A 16,380-nucleotide genomic window follows, 5' to 3' on the forward strand; every position below is an offset into this window, starting at 1 on the left:
CGTTGCCCCTTTTGGCCTGCCCCCTTAGTCTATTGCAGACAGAATGGGCCCTAGGCCCGTATCAGATGACAGGACCGCCATGACCCTTCGTACCCTGCTACTTGCGACCGCTTTTGCGCCCCTCATGTTTACGACTGCCCTTGCGCAGAACACTCAGGTGCTCAGCAAACAATACGATGATGGTGGCGTCTATGAAGGAACGTTCAAAGACGGGCTGCAACACGGCACGGGCACCTATACACTGCCAAACGGCTATGAATACGAGGGCCAATGGGTAGAGGGTGAAATCCGTGGCACGGGCGTTGCGCGTTTTCCGAATGGATCAGTCTACGAGGGGGATTTTGCCAAAGGCAAACCCGAAGGCATCGGCAAAATCACCATGGCCGATGGCGGCACATACGAGGGTGAGTGGCAGGCTGGCACCATCATTGGCCAAGGCGTTGCGATCCACGCCAGCGGCGAGCGATTCGAAGGCGGTTTCCGCAACGGCAAACGTCATGGCAAAGGGGTTCTCGTGACACCTGCGGGTTATGAATACAAAGGCGATTGGGTTGACGGCCAAGCCACGGGTCAGGCTGTGATCAAAGACGTCGAAGGTGCCATTTACGAAGGAACCGTCGTGAACGGCGCGCGCTCTGGAATGGGCAAACTGACCCATCCCGAAGGCTTTACGCTAGAGGGAAATTGGGCAAACGGCCAACTCAATGGTACGGGCAAGATTATTCAGGCCAACGGCGACATCTATGAAGGTGACCTTGTTGCTGGCCGCCGCGAAGGTATGGGAACCTCGACCACATCATCGGGAGACACCTATGTTGGGGCCTACCTGAACGATCAACGCAGCGGGATTGGCACGTTCACAGGCTCTGACGGGTACAAATACGAAGGTGAATGGGTAGAAGGGCGCGCCGAAGGCTCTGGCACAGTCACCTACCCTGATGGCTCGGTCCAAACGGGGCTTTTCAAAGACAACCTTGCCGATGGATTGGGAAAAATCACCTACCCTGACGGGTCCACCTATGACGGTGAATGGGTTTCCGGCGTAATTCAGGGCCAAGGCCGCGCAACCTATCCCAACGGGATGGTCTACGAGGGTAGCTTTGCAAATGCCCGCAACGACGGTCAGGGCACGCTAACTTATGGTGACGGACGCACCTATGTAGGCCAATGGAAAGAAGGCCTGCGCCACGGTGTTGGGACGGCGACTTATCCAGACGGCACAGTCTACGAAGGTAACTTTGCACGCGGCCGCCGCGAAGGATCGGGCACAATCAAAATGGCCAGCGGATTTTCCTATGAGGGCGAATGGGCCGAAGGCGAAATTGAAGGCCAAGGCACCGCAACCTATGCAAATGGCGATGTTTACATTGGCCTTTTCAAGGCCGGCATCCGCCAAGGGGCAGGCACCATGCGTTATGCCACAGGGGAAGAGGCATCGGGTGATTGGGAAGATGGCGCATTGGCCACCCCCGCACCTGCTGCTGATGCAGAACAGGCCGATTCTAGCGATGGCTAACCAGCCGGGGTGTTTTTCTGCTCCCCCCGCACGTCTCTGAAAGCGTTCGTTTAAAGGTGGTTTTGGGCTGGTCGGGCCTCAAACGATAAAGACTAAAATCGCCTCTTCCCATCTGAAAAACCCTGACTATAAATAGGGCTATGAAAAACGTTGCACATAGCCCCATTTCCGCGCGCATCCACGCGCCACTGCTACGTGCTCTGCTGCTAGCTCGCCTCTGAGCGTGCCTTCCGGCGCGCCCGCTCAGAGGGAAGTGTCGCGCGCCAAGAAAAGCTAAAGCAGACAACAGAAAGACAAATCCATGACAGACCCGAAACAAGACCGCGTTTTGATCTTTGATACAACATTGCGCGACGGAGAGCAGTCGCCTGGTGCGACAATGACCCACGCAGAAAAGCTGGAAATTGCGCAGCTTTTGGACGAGATGGGCGTTGATGTGATCGAGGCCGGTTTCCCGATTGCCTCCGAGGGTGACTTTGCCGCTGTCTCCGAAATCGCGCGCCAAGCCAAGACAGCGCAGATTTGCGGCCTTGCCCGCGCGCAGTTCGGCGATATTGATCGCTGCTGGGAAGCGGTAAAGCACGCTGTAAACCCGCGCATCCACACGTTTATCGGCACGTCACCTTTACACCGCGCTATTCCGAACCTCGACATGGATCAGATGGCCGAACGCATCCACGAAACGGTTAGCCATGCGCGCAATCTGTGCGAAAACATCCAGTGGTCACCAATGGACGCCACCCGTACCGAGCCTGATTACCTGTGCCGCACGGTCGAGATCGCGATCAAGGCGGGTGCAACAACCATCAACATCCCTGACACTGTTGGCTATACCGCCCCTCGTGAAAGCGCCGATTTGATCCGTATGTTGCTGGAACGTGTTCCAGGTGCGGATGAAATCATCTTTGCCACCCATTGCCACAACGATCTGGGCATGGCGACCGCCAACAGCCTTGCAGCCGTTGAAGCAGGCGCGCGCCAGATCGAATGCACAATCAACGGTTTGGGCGAGCGCGCAGGCAACACCGCCTTGGAAGAGGTCGTCATGGCGTTGAAAGTGCGCAATGACATCATGCCTTTTCAAACCCGCGTTGACAGCACCAAGCTGATGAACATCTCGCGCCGTGTTGCCGCGGTGAGCGGCTTTGCCGTTCAATTCAACAAAGCGATTGTTGGCAAAAACGCATTTGCCCACGAAAGCGGCATCCACCAAGATGGCATGCTGAAAAACGCTGAGACATTCGAGATCATGCGCCCAGAAGACGTAGGCCTGACCGAGACAAACATCGTGATGGGCAAACACTCGGGCCGCGCTGCGTTGCGGTCCAAATTGGAAAACCTCGGTTATGAGTTGGGCGACAACCAGCTTAAGGACGTATTTGTCCGCTTCAAGGAGCTCGCCGACCGCAAGAAGGAGGTCTATGACGAAGACCTCGTTGCGCTCATGCGCACGGCTTCGGACCCCGAAGCAGATCGGATCAAATTGAAATCCATGCATGTAGTGTGTGGGACTGACGGCCCGAACCAAGCCAAGATGACCCTGATCATCGACGGCGTAGAGCAAAGCACAGAGCAATCTGGCGATGGTCCAGTTGACGCCTCGTTTAAATGCATCAAGTCGCTCGTCCAGCATTCGGCCCGCTTGCAATTGTATCAGGTTGCTGCCGTTACCGAAGGGACTGATGCACAGGCCACTGTTTCGGTTCGCCTAGAAGAAGACGACCGGATTGTGACGGGACAATCTGCGGATACCGATACTGTCGTGGCCTCAGCGCGCGCCTATATCCACGCGTTAAATCGCCTGCTGGTGCGCCGTGAAAAAGGCGGCAGCGACAAACGTGAAGTCAGCTATAAAGACGCTGGATAAACATTGGGGCCAGAGCAGAATTACCTGCTCTGGCCCTACTTCTTTCCGTTCTGGGTTGCTTTTTCAGCAATGCACATCCCTGGCGAAAACTGAACTAATTTTTTAAAAACAAAAGGCTACCGCCATGAAACTCTTTTCAAAAGCTTTGGCGTCGGGCCTGCTGTGCTTGCTTGCAACTGTTTCAACTGTCTCTGCTCAATCATGCCCCACACGCGATGCTCTTTCTGATAACGGCATTCGCCTGACCCGCAGCTCGCCCTTCATGACCATCTTGCTGACCAATCGCGGCGATACGCTGATTGAAGAACGTCACACGAAACGGAATGGCAAAACCCAGCATACCCACACCACATACCTTCACCCCCTTGCCGTCGCCCAAAGGCGGGATAGCCGCTCGGCTTTGACGATGAAATACAGCCGCAACACCAAAACCCTTTCAAGGCTGGATCAAACAAAGGTTTGGCGCAGCAAAATCGAGGTCCTTGACGGCACCAAGACCATCATGAAAGGGCGCGTCACCATGCGGCTTAACGGGAAAGGGACCCATAAGGTTGGCCGCTGTAGCTACCCTGTCTGGTCAATCATCGAGAACCACGAACTCTCTGGTCGCCCGACCTCTTATCTTGAGAAAATCTATGCGCCTACACTTGGTGTGGTGCTGGCCACTTATAGGCTGGCCCAAGGCGGCAAATCGCGAGTTTCTGGCTTTGTTCCCTCGCAGATCACGGCTGAATAGCTCTTCGGCTGCCTTTAGGAAGCAAGAAGCCCCATGCCAAATGACAAAACAAGGCGCAAACACGCCTAAACTGAACGAAGTGCCCCTTTAATCCAGCGGATTGCGGGCCTATAAGGGCGCTGCTGGCACTCATAAGAGTCGCTGGCGGGTTACTATTTGCAAGGTGCTACCTCACATGTCGATCTTTGGAAACCTCCGCGGCCTGTTCTCGTCTGATATGGCGATTGATTTAGGAACCGCGAACACGCTGGTCTATGTGAAGGGCAAAGGCATCATTCTTAGCGAACCTTCTGTTGTTGCTTATCACGTCAAAGAAGGCGTGAAAAAAGTACTGGCTGTTGGCGAAGATGCAAAGCTGATGCTTGGCCGTACGCCGGGTAGCATCGAGGCCATTCGCCCGATGCGCGAAGGGGTCATTGCCGATTTTGACACCGCGGAAGAGATGATCAAACACTTCATCCGCAAGGTTCACAAACGCTCTACCTTTTCAAAACCAAAGATCATCGTTTGTGTCCCGCATGGTGCGACACCCGTTGAAAAACGCGCAATCCGTCAATCGGTACTTAGCGCAGGTTCACGCCGTGCTGGCCTAATCGCCGAGCCGATCGCGGCCGCAATTGGTGCAGGCATGCCGATCACAGATCCAACCGGTAACATGGTTGTTGATATCGGCGGTGGTACAACCGAGGTCGCGGTACTGTCGCTGGGTGATATCGTTTATGCGCGGTCCGTTCGTGTTGGTGGTGACCGCATGGACGAGGCGATCATCAGTTACTTGCGCCGCCAACAAAACCTGTTGGTTGGTGAAACAACTGCCGAGCGGGTCAAAACCTCTATCGGTACCGCACGTATGCCAGACGACGGGCGCGGCACATCCATGCAAATCCGTGGCCGTGACCTGCTAAATGGTGTGCCAAAAGAGATCGAAGTTACGCAGGCCCAGATCGCCGAAGCGCTTGCCGAACCTGTGCAACAGATTTGCGAAGCTGTGATGACTGCCCTTGAAACCACCCCGCCTGATCTGGCTGCAGACATCGTTGATCGCGGCGTTATGCTAACGGGTGGCGGTGCGTTGTTGGGTGACCTTGATCTTGCGCTGCGCGAGCAGACCGGATTAGCGATTTCCGTCGCGGACGAGCCGCTCAACTGTGTGGCACTGGGAACCGGCAAAGCCCTTGAGTATGAGAAGCAGTTGCGTCACGCTATCGATTACGACAGCTAATCGTCCCTAAGGGGCGTCGCACAGGCAGATACACCACGGAGGCCGTCCCGCCGTCATGGCAAGAGATCGACATCAATCAAATGATTACACCGGACCGCTCCGGCGGCTTTTGACCGCCGTTCTGGTGGTTATATTGGCGGTTGTTTTTATTCTGTGGCGCATTGATAGCCCCCGTGTTGAACGTTTTCGCGCCCAAGTAACAGACCGCCTTGTCCCCAACCTCGATTGGGCGATGGCGCCTGTGACAGGTGCGGTGAATTTGTTGCGCGATTTCCAAAGTTATCAGCGCCTGTCCGAGCAAAACGGCGAGCTGCGATCAGAATTGCGGCGCATGCAGACGTGGAAAGAAGCCGCGCTTCAGCTTGAGCAGGAAAATGCCCGACTGCTGGATTTGAACAACGTTCGCCTTGATCCGCGACTAACCTATGTAACGGGTGTTGTTCTGGCGGATTCGGGTTCGCCGTTTCGGCAGTCTGTTTTGCTAAACGTGGGTGCCCGTGATGGTTTGATCGAAGGCTGGGCCACGATGGACGGTATTGGCCTTGTTGGGCGGATATCTGGCGTTGGAGAGAACACTGCCCGCGTCATTCTGCTCACCGATGCGTCCAGCCGTATTCCTGTTGTGATCCAGCCTTCGGGCCAACGCGCCATTGTTGTCGGCGACAATTCATCTGCGCCGCCGGTCGACTTTCTGGAAAACCCTGAACAGGTAAGACCGGGGGATCGCGTGATCAGTTCTGGCGATGGCGGCGTATTCCCAGAAGGGTTGCTAATTGGCCAGATCGCTGCTGATCCAGGTGGTCGCCTTCGCGTGCGCCTTGCCGCGGATTATGAGCGTTTGGAATTTCTTCGCGTTTTACGCCATCATGGGACAGACGCAGTTGTTAGCAACCCTTCCGTCATATCGAACCAGCGCGAAGAGGTTGAAGGCCCGCTTCCTACCGATGCGGATGCGCCCGCCGAGACGGAGTAACCTGTGGACGAACTTTCACCAGTCCGCCTTTTCCTGATGCGCAGTGCCTTTGTTGTTCTGGCCCTTGTCATTGTGTTCTTTCATCTGCTCCCAATCGACACACAGCCCATATCCCTTTTCTCGCCCGAGCTGATGCCACCGCTCGCCTCGATCGACCCAGCCGAAGCACGCCTGCGCGCATTGTTAGAGCAAAGCGCGAGGCGGAATTGGATCAGCCCTGATTTGTTGATCGCTTTTGCTTTTGCTTGGTCTCTGAGAAGGCCCGAATATGTTCCCGCCACTCTTTTGGCCGGTTTGTTTCTATTGAGCGATTTGCTTCTCCAGCGGCCGCCGGGCCTTTGGGCTTTGTTGGCGCTGCTGGCTTGTGAAACCCTGAAAGGCCGCAGCCGATCCCTCAGGGATTCAACCTTTGGCGCTGAATGGATCACTGCTGCGGTCCTGCTCATTGTCATTTTGCTTACAAACCGGATCATGTTAACCATTCTTCTTGTAACGCCACCAGACCTAAAGCTCAGCCTGCTCGAGTTGGGTATGACTGTGATGTTCTACCCGATTGCGGTGCTGGTTACCCGTACCGTCATGCGCGTGCGACGCGCAGCACCCGGAGAGCTAGACGTTTTGGGCGGGCGCACCTGAGATGATAAGAAGGAACCTCACATGAGACGCTCCAGAGCTGAAACAGATGCCAGCCACTCAACGCTTAGCCGACGGGCTGCGTTGCTGGGTGGGGCACAGTTACTGTTCATGGGCGGGCTCGCGGCACGAATGCGTTATTTGCAGGTCGATCAGGCCGATCAATTTCGCCTATTGGCCGAGGAAAACCGGATCAACATCCGCCTCATCCCCCCGAAAAGAGGTGAGATATTTGATCGCAACGGCATGCAATTGGCCCAAAACATTCCCAGCTACCGGATTGTGATGGTCCGCGAAGACGCGGGCGATGTCGAAGACGTCATGATGCGGCTGGCAGACCTGATCGGCCTGACAGCCGAGCAAACCGAAAGCGCGATAGCCGTGCTGAAACGATCCGCTCCGTTTTTGCCCGTGACAATTGCAGAGGACGTGAGCTGGGACGCCGTGAGCGCAGTGTCGGTGAATGCACCAGCGCTGCCCGGTGTGACGCCTGAAGTTGGCAGTACACGTGTTTATCCGCGCGGTTCGGATTTCGCCCATGTTGTCGGGCGTGTCGGCAGAGTGAGCCAAAAAGATCTGGACGCGCTGGAAGACCCAGATGCAGTATTGCGCATTCCACGTTTTCAGATCGGCAAAATCAATGTCGAAGCACGGGAAGAAACCCTGTTGCGGGGCGTCGCGGGAACAAAGCAAGTCGAAGTAAACGCAACTGGCCGCGTCATGCGCGAGCTGGAACGCCGCGAGGGGCAATCAGGTGCATCCCTGCAGCTTACCATTGATGCCAATTTGCAAAATTATGTACAGGCCCGACTAGCAGGCGAAAGCGCTGCGGTTGTGATCATCGATTGCGAAAAAGGGGATATCGTCGCCAATTCCTCAGCGCCGTCATATGATCCCAACCTCTTTATCGGCGGCATCTCATCCAAAGAATATAACCCCCTTCTGAATGACAAATACCGCCCCCTTGTGAACAAAACGGTTCAGGGCTCCTATCCTCCTGGTTCGACCTTCAAAATGATGACCGCCATGGCAGGCCTAGAGGCTGGCATCATCGGGCCAGACGATACGGTTCATTGCCCTGGTCACCTCGAAGTTGGGGGGCGCAAGTTCCACTGCTGGAAACGTTCTGGGCACGGATGGGTTGACCTTGAAACCTCTCTGAAAGGGTCTTGTGATGTTTATTATTACGACCTTGCGCTAAAGGTCGGCATCGAAAAAATTTCGGCTATGTCCAAACGGTTTGGCCTAGGGATCAAACATGATCTGGCGCTTAGCTCGGTCAACTCTGGCCTAACCCCCACCAAAGAATGGAAGCTGCAGCAGCGCGGTGAGGAATGGGTAATCGGCGATACTGTTAACGCCTCGATCGGGCAGGGTTTTATGCTGGCCTCGCCCATGCAGCTGGCCGTTATGACCGCAAGGCTGGCAACAGGCCGCGAAGTCACGCCGAGGTTGGTCAAATCGGTCAACGGGATTGAACAGCCGGTGTTGGGCAACGGCCCCTTAGATATGAAAGACAGCAATCTGCGCAAGATTCGTAAATCCATGTACACAGTCGTGAATGACCGGCGCGGTACAGCCTATCGCAGCCGTATTATTGCTGACGGCATGCGCATGGCCGGAAAGACAGGAACCTCTCAGGTGCGCTCGGCTGTTGTGAACAACAACGAGGTTCCTTGGGAGCAACGCGACCACGCGCTGTTTGTTAGCTTTGCCCCCTATGAGAACCCCCGTTTCGCCTGTGCCGTCCTTGTTGAACATGGCGGCGGCGGATCGACGGCAGCAGCCCCGATTGCACGTGATGTCATGCTTCAGGCCCTCTATGAGGGCGAGCCTCCTCTAGAGGCCTACCCAAGCGCAGATCGCGGGCGCGCCAGAACCCTGCAACGCAAACTGCGGGACGTGCAGCCACAGGCGCGCATGAAAAAGGGGAAAGATCAGGCATGAGCTATCTCGAGCATTCAGTCAAATCCGTCCCTACGGGGATGCGCAAAATCCTGTTCCTAAACTGGCCTTTGATTCTATTGATCACAGCCGTTGCAGGCAGCGGTTTCCTGATGCTCTATTCTGTGGCTGGGGGAGGATATTCCCCTTGGGCCGAACCGCAGATGAAACGTTTTACCCTTGGGCTGGTCCTGATGGTTCTTGTTGGTGTGGTTCCGATTTGGATGTGGCGAAATCTGGCAGGTGTTGCCTATGGTATTTCTGTCATGTTGTTGATTGGGGTCGAATTCTTTGGTGCTGTCGGTATGGGCGCCCAGCGCTGGATCGATCTGGGATTTATCCGGTTGCAGCCCTCGGAGATGACAAAAATCACTTTAGTCATGTTCCTCGCAGCCTATTACGACTGGCTTCCTTCCAAAAAAACCTCACGGCCCCTTTGGGTTTTGTTGCCTGTTCTCATCATCCTGTTGCCGACGGCGTTGGTTTTGAACCAGCCTGACCTTGGGACCTCGATTTTGCTGCTCACCGCTGGTGGTGGATTAATGTTCCTTGCGGGGGTGCATTGGGCATATTTCGCGACCGTTATCGCCGCTGCCTTTGGCTTGGTAGCTGCTGTTTTTCAATCCCGAGGCACAGGGTGGCAGTTGCTAAAAGACTATCAGTTCCGCCGCATTGATACCTTCCTTGATCCCAGTTCTGATCCGCTGGGTGCAGGGTATCACATCACCCAATCCAAGATTGCTTTGGGCTCTGGCGGGTGGACCGGCCGTGGCTATATGCAAGGCACCCAATCGCGCCTGAACTTCCTACCCGAGAAACACACCGATTTTATCTTCACAACTTTGGCCGAAGAATTCGGGTTTATCGGGGGTGTTTCACTTCTGGCTCTTTATGCGCTGATCATCATTTTTTGCATTGTATCCGCTGTGTTGAACAAAGATCGCTTTGCATCCCTCCTCACACTTGGGATCGCGTTGAACTTCTTTTTGTTCTTTGCTGTAAACATGTCGATGGTGATGGGGCTGGCACCTGTTGTGGGTGTTCCCCTTCCCTTGGTCAGCTATGGCGGCTCGGCTATGTTGGTCCTGATGTTGGCCTTTGGGTTGGTGCAATCGGCGCATGTACACAGGCCACGCTAAAGCAGCTCTTTGCATGGTGACATTGCTGGGCTATCCCTGAGGCATCAGTCCACAGGTGAGGCTACCAGATGTCGATTTTCCACTTTGCGTTCAACGTTACCGACCTTGAAAAAACCCGCGCATTTTACGGCGGGGTTTTGGGCTGTGCCGAAGGCCGCAGCACTGACACTTGGGTCGATTTTGATTTCTTTGGCCACCAGCTATCGTGCCACTTGGGAACCCCGTTTCAGGTAGAGGCAACCGGATTGGTCGGCGAGCACAAAGTTCCTATGCCCCACTTTGGTGTCGTGCTCCCCTATTCTGAATGGCGCGCCCTTGCGGATAAACTGGAATCGCTGGACCTTGATTTCGTTTTGAAACCGCAAACCCGTTTTGCTGGCCAACCCGGAGAGCAATCAACCATGTTCTTTATGGACCCCTCGGGAAACCCGATTGAGGTCAAAGGCCTTGCCGATATGGATGGAGCATTTGCAACATGATCAACGTACTTTTCGCCGCCCGCCCCGAGCGTTGGGACACCTACGAACAACCGTTGCGCAATGCGTTGAATGCTGCGGGTATTGAGGCGAACCTGTCACAAGACATCTCGCCTGAGGATGTGGATTATATCGTCTATGCCCCCAACAGCGACCTTCAGGATTTTACCCCCTACACCCGTGCCCGCGCTGTGTTGAACCTGTGGGCTGGGGTAGAGCAAATCACAGGCAACCAGACCCTCACCATCCCGCTGGCGCGCATGGTTGATCCTGGACTTACCAAAGGCATGGTCGAATGGGTCACTGGCCACGTGATGCGGTATCACCTTGGTATGGACGCGCACATCGTGAACCCCTCGAACAGTTGGACAGTCACCACCCCGCCCCTCGCCGAGGAACGGCGCGTGGTGATCCTTGGCCTTGGGGCCTTGGGGACGGCCTGTGCCGAGACATTGTTGGGGCTTGGGTTTCAGGTGACGGGATGGTCGCGCAGTGCGAAATCTGTTGAGGGCGTGAACTGTCTGCACGGTGACGCAGGTCTCGCCCTTGCTTTGGCCGAGGCTGAAATTCTGGTGACCTTGCTGCCAGACACGGCTTCGACCACCAACATTATGAACGCTGAAACGCTGGCCCAAATGCCGCACGGCGCGTTTTTGATCAATCCGGGCCGTGGTCCATTGATTGAGGATACCGCCCTGCTGGCCGCATTGGACACAGGGCAAATCGCCCATGCGACCCTAGATGTTTTCAGAACCGAGCCCCTGCCCCAAAATGATCCCTATTGGGCCCATCCGCAGGTTACCGTCACCCCACATATCGCCGCAGAGACCCGTGCCAGCACGGCCAGTCAGGTGATTGTTGAAAATATCAGGCGCGGTGAGGCTGGGGAACCTTTCCTCAACCTCGTTGACCGCGCCCTTGGCTATTGATCTAGGCCGCGACCAAACCGCGCCCCTTTAGCAAGGCCTCGACACCAGGTAGGCGCCCGCGGAACGCAACATATAGCTCTGCTGCGTCGCGGCTGCCGCCTGTTGAGAGGATATTTTCCTCCAACGCCTTTGCGCGCTCGGGGTCAAAGGCGCCCCCTGCCTCTTCAAAGGCTTCAAAGGCGTCTGCATCCATGACCTCGGACCACATATAGCTGTAGTACCCGCTGGAATATCCGTCACCGGAAAACACATGCGCAAACTGCGGTGTCGCGTGACGCATGGTGATGGCGGATGGCATGCCGAGGCTGTCCAGCACCTCAGCCTGTTTGACCATTGGATCAGCGGGTGCATCCCCTTCATGAAACGCCAGATCGACCAACGCCGAGGCTACATATTCAACGGTGGCAAAGCCCATGTCATAGGTTGCAGCCCCCAGCACCTTGTCCAACATCTCTTTTGGCATCGCTTCGCCCGTTTTGGCATGGGTTGCGAATTCGCCCAAAACTTCGGGCACTTCTAGCCAATGCTCATACAGCTGGCTGGGCAGCTCAACAAAATCACGCGCGACCGAGGTGCCAGAGATGCTTTCATAAGTCACATTCGACAGCATCTGGTGCAACGCGTGACCGAATTCATGGAACAACGTGCGCGCATCATCATAGGACAATAGGGCGGGATCACCTTTGGCAAAGTTACAGACGTTCATCACAACAGGCGCCTGCACCTTTGGGAACTTGGCCTGCGAACGCATCGCCGAACACCACGCGCCCGAACGTTTCGAGCCGCGCGCGAAATAGTCGCCGATAAACACGGCCACATGCGCACCATTGCGTGTGACCTCCCAAGCGCGGCAATCCTCGTGATACAGCGGCACATCTAGCGGAGAGAATTCCAACCCGAACAGGCGCGTCGCACAAGAAAACGATGCCTCGATCATACGGTCCAGTTGGAAGTATGGCTTTAGCTCTGCCTCATCCAGATCATGTTCGATCGCGCGACGTTTTTCTGCGTAATAGCGCCAGTCCCATGGGGCGAGGTCGCCGTTCACCCCGTCATCATGCATCATCTTGGATAGCACTTCGGCATCTGCGTTCGCCTGCGCCTTTGCCGGCTCCCAGACTTGCATCAGCAGATCGCGCACAGCCTCAGGCGTCTTTGCCATCTCGGTTTCGAGCTTATAATCGGCAAAGCTATCATACCCCAAAAGTGCCGCACGTTCCTTGCGCAGCGATAGCGTTTCCCCCGCGATACCACGGTTGTCTGTTTCACCGCCATTTGCGCCGCGCGCTTCCCACGCGCGAAACGCTTTTTCGCGCAGGTCGCGACGGGGGCTGAATTGCAGGAACGGCGTGATGAGCGAGCGGGACAGGGTTACAACTGGTCCGCCTGCTTCCTTTTCCTCACCCGCAGCGCGGGCTGCATCCACGACAAAATCGGGCAACCCTTCAAGGTCTTCTTCATTCAGTTTCATAAACCAGCTGCGTTCGTCACTCAGCAGGTTTTGTGTGAACTCTGTCCCCAGAACAGCCAAGCGGCCTTTGATCTCTTTCATCCGCTCTTCGGCGGCACCCGTCAGCGCGGAACCTGCCCGCACAAAACCACGGTGGGTTAGCATCAGCACGCGCGTCTGTTCCTCTGTCAGGTTCAGGCTGTCACGCCCTTGCCAGACCGCATCAATGCGCTCGAACAAGGCTTTGTTCGCTGAAATCTCTGAAAAATGCGCGGATAGTTTTGGTGAAAAGTCGCGCTGAAGCTCTTCGCGCTTTGGGTTGCTATCGGCCCCCGCAACGGTAAAGAAAACGCCCAAAACCTGATCCAAAAGATGCCCAGCAGCCTCGAGAGCCTCAACGGTATTGGCAAAATCAGCAGGTGCCGTATTGGTTGCAATCGCGTCGATTTCGGCAGTGTGGGCGGCCAAAGCCTGCTCTAACGCGGGGGCGAAATCATCATCTGCGATCTTGTCAAAGGGCGCGATGCCAAACGGCGTAGTCCAGTTTTCGAGAAGGGGGTTCATGGGCGGTCTCCTTTGCACTCTAGGTAAGGTGCGGTGAGGGGGATACAATAATCAGCTCTGCAATTGCGAACAGATCGGGCAATCTTTGCGCGGTGCAATGCGGATGCTGCGGCTTTCGGAATAAAGCGCATCATAAATCACCATTTGCCCCCGCAGCGGCTGGCCTGCTTTGGTGATGATTTTAACGGCTTCCGCCGCCATCATCGCCCCGATCACACCAGGAAGGGGCGCGATCACCCCAGCTTCGGCGCAACTGGGCGCTAGATGCGGTGCGGGAGCTTGCGGGAAAATGCACTGGTAGCAGGGCGCGCCATTTGCAGGGTCAAAGACGCTCAGCTGTCCTTCCCATTGGCTAAGCGCACCCGAGATCAGCGGAACACCAGCAGCGACACAGGTGGCGTTGACCAGATAGCGGGTCGCAAAATTATCCGTGCCGTCCAGAACCAGATCATATTCGCTGATCAATTCAGGTGCGATAGAGTCATCCAATGTCCGGTGATAGGCGCGCACCTCAATGAACGGGTTCTGCGCCTCCATTTCGGCCTTGGCGGAAAACACTTTTGGCATGCCAATAGAGGCATCTTTGTGGATGACTTGCCGTTGCAGGTTTGTATTCTCAACTATGTCGCCATCAATGACGCCAATTGTGCCAACGCCCGATGCTGCCAGATACTGCAAAACCGGCGCACCCAGACCACCAGCGCCAACCACAAGCACGCGGGCGTTCTTTAGCGCCTTTTGCCCAGCGCCCCCTACTTCGCGCAGCGCGATGTGACGCGCATAGCGGTTTAGCTCGGTCTCGGAAAAGCTGCCCTGTTTGGGTGTCTGCTGTGGTTGCATCCCCCCTGCCCCGCCTGTTCGGCCTCGCAACCAAACGATGCCTCGCGAGTATACCCAAATCAGCGCACCAAAGCAGATCAGGATGAGCCAGATTGCCTCGCTATGCCCCGTGGCGGTGCGCAACGGGTGCCCGTCGGGCAAAACCAAATGGGCAATGACAACGGCCAAGAGCAGAATACCGATCATAATCCAGCGTATCTTGCGTGGTATTTTCATCACCACTCCCAAGCCCCAGATCACGCCAGCCAAAACAAAAACCAACACTCGTTTTATCCCGTTCCTGTGGAGCCAAAACCGCCGCTGCCGCGTTCGGTTTCATCCAGTGTTTCCACAACCTGAAACGCGGCCTGAACCACAGGCGCAACAATCATCTGGGCAATGCGCATTCCATGTTCCACAATAAAATCTGCATCACCCAAATTTTGCACGATGACACCTAGCGGGCCACGGTAGTCGGCATCAATTGTTCCCGGACTATTGGGCAGGGTGATCCCATGTTTTAGGGCCAAACCCGAACGCGGCCTAATCTGCACTTCGAACCCCGCAGGGATAGCCATTATCAACCCCGTTGGGATAAGCGCACGTGCGAAGGGCGCCAAAGTGATCGCGCCCTGTTCCGGCAAATTGGCGCGCAGATCAGCACCCGCCGCACCCGCCGTTTCATAGTTAGGCAAACCAAGGCTCTGGTCCGCCCCTTGCGCCCACTTCACGTGAATGATTGGAGCGCTCATGTGGTGATTTCTGCCGCGATACGTGCGGCCAGTTCGCGTGCGACCTCGTCTTTGCCCATGCGTGGCCATGCGTCGGCGCCGTTTTTATCAATCAGGATCACCGCATTCTCGGAACCGCCCATAATCCCCGTTTCGGGAGATACATCATTTGCCACGATCCAGTCACAACCTTTGCGCAGCCGCTTGGCGGTTGCGTTGTCGATGACATCGTTCGTCTCGGCCGCAAATCCAACAACCAGCGCGGGGCGGCCTGATTTCATCTGACTGACCCCGTGCAGAATGTCGGGGTTTTCCGCAAATTCTAATTCGGGCAAGCCGTCTTTGGTTTTCTTCAACTTGCGATCAGATGCCGAACTCACCCGCCAATCCGCCACTGCGGCAGCAAAGACCGCCGCATCAACGGGCAGTGATGCTTCTACGGCCTCTTCCATCTCTTGTGCCGTCTGTACGGCAACAACTTCGACCCCGTCAGGGGGCGGCACATCAGCAGGGCCTGTTACAAATACAACATGCGCCCCCAAAGCCGCCAGCGCCCGCGCCACAGCAGTACCTTGCGCACCGGACGAGCGGTTCGCGATATAGCGCACGGGATCAATCGGCTCATGCGTGGGGCCTGAGGTCACCAACACGCGACGTCCCTTTAGCGGGCCGCTGGAAAGTGCCTGCTCAACCGCCTCAACGATCTCAAGAGGTTCTGACATACGGCCCGGGCCAAATTCACCACAGGCCATATCCCCGTCATTCGGCCCCACCACCGTGACGCCGTCACCGCGCAGCGTGGCAAGATTGCGTTGGGTTGCAGCATGTTCCCACATCCGAACATTCATCGCAGGCACAATCATCACCGGCTTATCCGTGGCCAACAGCAACGTAGAGGCCAGATCATTCGCCAACCCTCCTGCCATTTTCGCCATGAGATCCGCAGTAGCAGGCGCAACTACGACCAAATCGGCAACGCGGCTTAGCTGGATATGCCCCATCTCGGCCTCGTCGCCCAAATCAAACAGATCGCGGTAAACCTTGCTACCAGCCAGCCCTGCAACAGAAAGCGGCGTAACAAACTCTTCACCAGCGCGTGTCAGCACAGGCGTTACAACCGCCCCACGTTCACGCAACCGCCGGATCAAATCCAGCGATTTGAACGCAGCAATGCCACCTGCGATGATCAACAAAATATGTTTTCCGGCAAGCATGATGCGCCCCTTGGATCTTTGTTACTTGCTCAACATATGCGGCAGGGGCTGACAGTACCAGACCCATCAAATCGATTACCCCATGACGGGCATAGCAAAAGATCGCTGCGTACTCCCCTGCTTGCAGCTACGCTCACTTGGGCATACCTCTAGGTTAGTTTTCGATC

General features: G+C 55.9%; 14 protein-coding genes. 10 read left to right on the top strand and 4 right to left on the bottom strand.

Annotated elements, in window-relative coordinates; all coding sequences use genetic code 11:
- The first annotated feature begins 79 nt into the window (after positions 1 to 79).
- From Z948_RS0105025 to Z948_RS0105070, 10 genes are all read left to right on the top strand, one after another.
- Entirely contained in the window at positions 80 to 1,516 is a 1,437-nt protein-coding gene (locus Z948_RS0105025; protein WP_025058478.1) for an MORN repeat-containing protein, read from the top strand.
- A gap of 301 nt (positions 1,517 to 1,817) precedes the next feature.
- The gene (locus Z948_RS0105030; RefSeq protein WP_025058479.1) at positions 1,818 to 3,383 is read left to right on the top strand and encodes a 2-isopropylmalate synthase; all 1,566 of its coding nucleotides are present in this window, start codon (positions 1,818 to 1,820) and stop codon (positions 3,381 to 3,383) included.
- Between the two features lie 124 nt (positions 3,384 to 3,507).
- A complete protein-coding gene (locus Z948_RS0105035; RefSeq protein WP_025058480.1) occupies positions 3,508 to 4,119 on the top strand; it encodes a hypothetical protein in 612 nt (203 codons plus the stop codon).
- Positions 4,120 to 4,294: 175 nt separating this feature from the next.
- A complete protein-coding gene (locus Z948_RS0105040) occupies positions 4,295 to 5,341 on the top strand; it encodes a rod shape-determining protein (RefSeq protein ID WP_025058481.1) in 1,047 nt (348 codons plus the stop codon).
- Between the two features lie 55 nt (positions 5,342 to 5,396).
- On the top strand, positions 5,397 to 6,314 hold the full coding sequence (gene mreC / locus Z948_RS0105045) for a rod shape-determining protein MreC (RefSeq protein ID WP_025058482.1): 918 nt from the start codon (positions 5,397 to 5,399) through the stop codon (positions 6,312 to 6,314).
- A 3-nt stretch (positions 6,315 to 6,317) separates the two neighbouring features.
- Complete coding sequence (locus Z948_RS0105050) at positions 6,318 to 6,950, top strand: hypothetical protein (RefSeq protein WP_025058483.1); 633 nt, start codon at positions 6,318 to 6,320, stop codon at positions 6,948 to 6,950.
- Between the two features lie 21 nt (positions 6,951 to 6,971).
- A complete protein-coding gene (gene mrdA / locus Z948_RS0105055; RefSeq protein ID WP_025058484.1) occupies positions 6,972 to 8,894 on the top strand; it encodes a penicillin-binding protein 2 in 1,923 nt (640 codons plus the stop codon).
- A complete protein-coding gene (rodA, locus tag Z948_RS0105060; protein WP_025058485.1) occupies positions 8,891 to 10,030 on the top strand; it encodes a rod shape-determining protein RodA in 1,140 nt (379 codons plus the stop codon). The genes mrdA and rodA overlap by 4 nt, the downstream gene beginning before the upstream one ends.
- A 68-nt stretch (positions 10,031 to 10,098) precedes the next feature.
- Complete coding sequence (locus Z948_RS0105065; protein ID WP_025058486.1) at positions 10,099 to 10,509, top strand: VOC family protein; 411 nt, start codon at positions 10,099 to 10,101, stop codon at positions 10,507 to 10,509.
- Entirely contained in the window at positions 10,506 to 11,435 is a 930-nt protein-coding gene (locus Z948_RS0105070) for a 2-hydroxyacid dehydrogenase (RefSeq protein WP_025058487.1), read from the top strand. Before Z948_RS0105065 ends, Z948_RS0105070 begins: the two co-directional genes overlap by 4 nt.
- 1 nt (position 11,436) lies before the next feature.
- Here Z948_RS0105070 and Z948_RS0105075 read toward each other — a convergent pair whose 3' ends face one another.
- The 4 genes from Z948_RS0105075 to coaBC are packed head-to-tail and all read right to left on the bottom strand — an operon-like array spanning position 11,437 to position 16,213.
- Entirely contained in the window at positions 11,437 to 13,449 is a 2,013-nt protein-coding gene (locus Z948_RS0105075) for a M3 family metallopeptidase (RefSeq protein WP_025058488.1), read from the bottom strand.
- A gap of 51 nt (positions 13,450 to 13,500) precedes the next feature.
- Positions 13,501 to 14,505 (bottom strand): HesA/MoeB/ThiF family protein, encoded by a 1,005-nt coding sequence (locus Z948_RS0105080; protein WP_052033171.1) that lies wholly within the window; start codon positions 14,503 to 14,505, stop codon positions 13,501 to 13,503.
- 53 nt (positions 14,506 to 14,558) lie between these two features.
- Positions 14,559 to 15,020, bottom strand: a complete 462-nt coding sequence (dut, locus tag Z948_RS0105085; protein WP_025058490.1) for a dUTP diphosphatase — start codon at positions 15,018 to 15,020, stop codon at positions 14,559 to 14,561.
- Positions 15,017 to 16,213, bottom strand: a complete 1,197-nt coding sequence (gene coaBC / locus Z948_RS0105090; RefSeq protein WP_025058491.1) for a bifunctional phosphopantothenoylcysteine decarboxylase/phosphopantothenate--cysteine ligase CoaBC — start codon at positions 16,211 to 16,213, stop codon at positions 15,017 to 15,019. The genes dut and coaBC overlap by 4 nt, the downstream gene beginning before the upstream one ends.
- Between the last annotated feature and the right edge of the window lie 167 nt (positions 16,214 to 16,380).

Origin of the sequence: Sulfitobacter donghicola DSW-25 = KCTC 12864 = JCM 14565 (assembly GCF_000622405.1) — a bacterium.
GTDB classification, from domain to species: domain Bacteria; phylum Pseudomonadota; class Alphaproteobacteria; order Rhodobacterales; family Rhodobacteraceae; genus Sulfitobacter; species Sulfitobacter donghicola.

Coding starts and splice junctions, on each gene's coding strand:
- Z948_RS0105025 (WP_025058478.1), top strand. CDS start 80: ATGACCCTTCGTACCCTGCTACTTGCGACCGCTTTTGCGCCCCTCATG.
- Z948_RS0105030 (WP_025058479.1), top strand. CDS start 1,818: ATGACAGACCCGAAACAAGACCGCGTTTTGATCTTTGATACAACATTG.
- Z948_RS0105035 (WP_025058480.1), top strand. CDS start 3,508: ATGAAACTCTTTTCAAAAGCTTTGGCGTCGGGCCTGCTGTGCTTGCTT.
- Z948_RS0105040 (WP_025058481.1), top strand. CDS start 4,295: ATGTCGATCTTTGGAAACCTCCGCGGCCTGTTCTCGTCTGATATGGCG.
- mreC (WP_025058482.1), top strand. CDS start 5,397: ATGGCAAGAGATCGACATCAATCAAATGATTACACCGGACCGCTCCGG.
- mrdA (WP_025058484.1), top strand. CDS start 6,972: ATGAGACGCTCCAGAGCTGAAACAGATGCCAGCCACTCAACGCTTAGC.
- rodA (WP_025058485.1), top strand. CDS start 8,891: ATGAGCTATCTCGAGCATTCAGTCAAATCCGTCCCTACGGGGATGCGC.
- Z948_RS0105065 (WP_025058486.1), top strand. CDS start 10,099: ATGTCGATTTTCCACTTTGCGTTCAACGTTACCGACCTTGAAAAAACC.
- Z948_RS0105070 (WP_025058487.1), top strand. CDS start 10,506: ATGATCAACGTACTTTTCGCCGCCCGCCCCGAGCGTTGGGACACCTAC.
- Z948_RS0105075 (WP_025058488.1), bottom strand. CDS start 13,449: ATGAACCCCCTTCTCGAAAACTGGACTACGCCGTTTGGCATCGCGCCC.
- Z948_RS0105080 (WP_052033171.1), bottom strand. CDS start 14,505: ATGAAAATACCACGCAAGATACGCTGGATTATGATCGGTATTCTGCTC.
- dut (WP_025058490.1), bottom strand. CDS start 15,020: ATGAGCGCTCCAATCATTCACGTGAAGTGGGCGCAAGGGGCGGACCAG.
- coaBC (WP_025058491.1), bottom strand. CDS start 16,213: ATGCTTGCCGGAAAACATATTTTGTTGATCATCGCAGGTGGCATTGCT.